General features: G+C 65.9%; 5 protein-coding genes. 3 read left to right on the forward strand and 2 right to left on the reverse strand.

What is annotated here, in order from left to right; all coding sequences use genetic code 11:
- Nucleotides 1-271: 271 nt before the first annotated feature.
- Nucleotides 272-1,279 (reverse strand): zinc-dependent alcohol dehydrogenase family protein, encoded by a 1,008-nt coding sequence (locus AC1DS3_RS36190; RefSeq protein ID WP_441632146.1) that lies wholly within the window; start codon nucleotides 1,277-1,279, stop codon nucleotides 272-274.
- 344 nt (nucleotides 1,280-1,623) lie between these two features.
- Between AC1DS3_RS36190 and AC1DS3_RS36195 the strand changes: the two genes are divergently transcribed.
- From AC1DS3_RS36195 to AC1DS3_RS36205, 3 genes are all read left to right on the forward strand, one after another.
- Entirely contained in the window at nucleotides 1,624-2,010 is a 387-nt protein-coding gene (locus AC1DS3_RS36195; RefSeq protein WP_441632076.1) for a TraR/DksA family transcriptional regulator, read from the forward strand.
- 99 nt (nucleotides 2,011-2,109) lie between these two features.
- Nucleotides 2,110-2,613, forward strand: a complete 504-nt coding sequence (locus tag AC1DS3_RS36200; RefSeq protein ID WP_441632078.1) for a BCAM0308 family protein — start codon at nucleotides 2,110-2,112, stop codon at nucleotides 2,611-2,613.
- A 161-nt stretch (nucleotides 2,614-2,774) separates the two neighbouring features.
- Complete coding sequence (locus AC1DS3_RS36205) at nucleotides 2,775-3,440, forward strand: phosphoribosyltransferase (protein ID WP_441632080.1); 666 nt, start codon at nucleotides 2,775-2,777, stop codon at nucleotides 3,438-3,440.
- Here AC1DS3_RS36205 and AC1DS3_RS36210 read toward each other — a convergent pair.
- Entirely contained in the window at nucleotides 3,341-3,616 is a 276-nt protein-coding gene (locus tag AC1DS3_RS36210) for a hypothetical protein (protein ID WP_441632082.1), read from the reverse strand. The two genes, AC1DS3_RS36205 and AC1DS3_RS36210, sit on opposite strands and share 100 nt — an antisense overlap.
- Nucleotides 3,617-3,974: the final 358 nt, after the last annotated feature.

The raw sequence follows: 3,974 nt of genomic DNA on the forward strand, positions 1-3,974 counted from the left end.
GGAAAGCATCGCGCCCGAAAGTTAACACTTCGGCGCAGCGTTTACAACTTCCTCTGACGCTACATACAAAAATGCCGTTCAGCTCTTAACTGAACGGCATTAGTGCCGAAGGGGGCACTTTTTGGAAGGGGAGTTCTAATTGGTGCCGTGTTTGGTGCCGTGTTTTGTACCGTGTTCAATGTGTCGGTTGCCCAAGCAATGTCACGTTTGGCGACGCTCACTAGCCGGCCCTCTGCCTTGCTGCCTGCCAATCACACCGGCAGCAGGCACGCTAGGCGATGCGCAGTACCGCCGCGCCTGCCAGGCGGCCCGTGCGCAGGTCGGCCAGCGCCGCATTGGCCTGCGCCAGCGGATAGACCGTCGTGGTGGTGCGCAGCGGCGTGGCCCGGGCGATTCGCATCAGTTCCAGCCCGTCGTCGCGCGTGAGGTTGGCCACCGACACGATCGACCGCTCCTCCCATAGCAGGCGATAGGGGAAGGCCGGAATATCGCTCATGTGGATGCCACCGCAAACCACGGTACCGCCCTTGGCGACGGCTTGCAGCGCCATCGGCACCAGCGCACCCACCGGTGCGAAGATCAGCGCGGCATCGAGCGGCTGCGGCGCGGGCTGGTCGCTCGGACCGGTCCAGCACGCCCCGGTGTCACGGGCGAGCTGGCAGGCGGCGGCATCGCCGGGCCGTGTGAAGGCAAAGATCTCGCGCCGCTGGGCGACGGCGATCTGCGTCACCAGGTGGGCCGCCGCGCCAAATCCGTAGATGCCGATAGACCGGACCTCACGGGCGTTGCCCGCCATGCGCAGTGTGCGGTAGCCAATCAGGCCCGCGCACAGCAACGGCGCCGCATGCTCGTCGTCGTAGTGATCCGGGATCGGGAAGCAATAGCGGCGGTCGGCTACCACGTACTCGGCGTAGCCGCCGTCACGCGTATAGCCGGTGAACTGCGGCGTATCGCACAGGTTTTCGCGACCCGCGGCGCAATAGCCACAGTGCCCGCAGGTCTGCCCGAGCCACGGCACGCCAACCCGGTCGCCCGGGGCAAGGTCTGTCACGCCAGCGCCACAGGACTCGACCCTGCCGACGACTTCGTGTCCGGGAATGAGCGCCGCTTTCGGGTGCGCGAGTTCGCCGTCGACAATGTGCAGGTCGGTGCGGCAGACGCCGCAAGTGCTCACGGCGATACGTACTTCGCCTGGGCCGGGAATTGGCACGGGGACTCGCGCCAGGCGCAGGGCCGGCCCGGTGCCTTCGAAAATCATTGCGCGCATCGTCTCGTGCATGGCGACATCCTCGGCGGTGCCCAGCATTTATCCTAGGTCACGCCGACTGGCGCCGCTTGATCCGCATCGATGGCGTACGCGAGGCGCCAGTCCCTGTGCGCAAGGCGGCATGCAGCACGCTGGGGTTGGACGAGCCGCTGGCGCGGGGCGATGTCGCCGATGCGATCGAGCAGGCTGCATCCGCGCCCACGCGCACCATGCCTGCGGCTAGCTCTGCGCATGGCCGGAAGTGAGATTGACGCGGATCAAGCTAACTGGCAGCCACCAACTATATTGAAGATTGAAGCGGAACGAGGGTTCAGCGCGCTACGCCGAAGGCACTTTGCCGCGCCCGGGAGTCGACGATGTCCGATTTAACTTTAACGAAAGAGCAACTCTCCAGCCTCGTCACCTTGCTGGACAGCGCAGAGCAAAGGATCCGTGGCCAGGCGGATGCCGCAGCCGTTTCCCGTACTGTGTCCGCCGAGCGCGGCGGGAGCGACGACGCGGATCTCGCCGAGCATGGCACCGAGGAGCGCATGGACGATGCCGTGGCGGAACACTATCGCATGGAACTGGCCGACATAGCGGTGGCGCGTAAGCGGATCGCCAGGCTCAGCTACGGCGTGTGCTTGGACTGCGGCGAACCCATTCCTTATCCGCGGCTGCAAGCCTATCCCACGGCCAAACGCTGCACCCCGTGCCAGCGCAAGCACGAGCACATGTTCGGGGCGCCGAGTGGCATGCGATGAGCATGGGCGGGCGTTCCAGTGGGCGGGCTCGCCAGGTGAGTCCGCCATACAGCAGGCAGGCCGCATGGGCGCTGCCCGAGTCGATTTCAGGAGCCAGACATGAAAGTCCGTGAGCGTTCGAGCCAGGTCAGGCCGGCCCGTTGGGACCGAATTCCCGAGGATCTCATCCACGATGCCTACAAGCAGCCGGGGCAGGCGCCTGCCGTCGCTTCCTGTCCTGCTTGCCACGCGGTCTTACTGAAAGGACGTTGGCAATGGCGGGCCGTGCCGCCCGGCGCCAAGGCGCTGATGTGCCCGGCCTGCCACCGCGTCGCCGACCATGTGCCCGCGGCGCAGTTGACGCTGGATGGGGCGTTCCAGCAGGCGCACCGGGACGAGATTCTCGGGCTGGTGCGGCACCGCGAAGCCCTGATGAGAGAGAGTCATCCGATGGAGCGCATCATGGCGACGCAGGCTCAGGCGGATCGCATCACCATCACGACCACGGGCTTTCACCTGGCACGCGATATCGGCTCTGCCGTGCATCATGCGTATCGGGGCAAGCTGGAAATCGACTATCCCGACGCCGACGAGACCCTGTATGTTCATTGGCACCGCGCTTGATGGCCGCAAGCCCGCCCGGTGGCTGGCATGGCAACCCGGCGGGCAGGGCGGTCATGGCGCGCGTGGGGGCCGTCTAGCCTGGCAGACACTTCGTCGTACGGCGTCGATGGAAGTCGCTGGCCGGCTAGCCAGCTAACCCCTTGCCGGCAAGAGGTGATGTCATGACTTTCCAGGACAGGAACGAGGCCGCCGCGCGGCTGGCCGAAGCGCTCTCCCGGTACTGCGACGCCCATCCCCTGGTGCTGGCTATTCCACGGGGCGGCGTGCCGATGGGCAAGATACTCGCCGACCGGCTCGGCGGCGAACTGGACGTGGTCCTGGTCAGGAAGCTAGGGGCGCCATTCGACCGCGAGATGGCGGTCGGCGCGGTCGATGAAAGCGGCTGGGTCTACGTGACGCCCTACGCCGCGCGCGTTGGCGCCGATTCCCGCTATCTCAACCAGGAGCGCGACGAACAGCTTGCATTGCTGCGCCGCCGCCGGGAGCAATACACGCCGGGGCGCTCCGCGCGTGCGCTGGACGGGCGCACGGTGATCGTGGTGGACGATGGGCTTGCCACGGGCGCCACCATGATTGCCGCATTGCATGCCGTGCGGCAGCAGCATCCTGCCCTTCTGGTATGTGCTGTGCCCGTGGCCGCGCCGGCTTCGCTCGCCGAGGTGCGGCGTTACGCGGATGAGGTGGTCTGCCTGCGGTCGCCGGCCAATTTTTCCGCCGTCGGTGAGCATTATCGGGAGTTTCCGCAGGTTGAGGATGAGGAAGTGGTGGCTTGCCTGGAGGGGGATTCGGGGCAGCACGGGGAGGGGCGTCTGGCGGGACGGGGGTAGGGGGGACGTCCGAGATTGTCGAGCACGTCCGCCACGTCGACGTCGGCGCTGTCCCCGAGCGAGACGAAGCGAGAAGAGCCGATCCGGCGCGATCTTGCCCAGTGCGGCACCACCGTGGTCAGGGCGCCGGAGTGCGAGAGGATACGCAGCAGATACGGCCTGGCGGCGCCGAGCATCGTCTCCTGCTGGGTTTGCCCGCTCGCGCCGTCCCGTTGGGGACATGCCGCAAGTCGCGTTCAAGGTCGATGTAGCCGAGTCCGACAAGGCCTACAACGTGGTCKACATCCTTCAAGCCTGAAAGAGGTGCCTCTGCCCCACTGCAGAAGGCACGACTCTCTCTTCCCCGAATGCGTCGACGAGCCTGTGAGTCGCACGCCAGCCAGTGGATCTGGTAGCCAAGCGCCGTCGTTCGTCTGCGCAAAATGTCCGGGCAGCCCGTTCTCGAAGGACGTTCGCCGCGGAATCTCGCCACTCAAATGGAAATGCCCATCAAGCAATGTGCGTGCGTCATCGCTTATTGCTATCAAACAGGAC

Source organism: Cupriavidus sp. 01L46 (assembly GCF_056399905.1).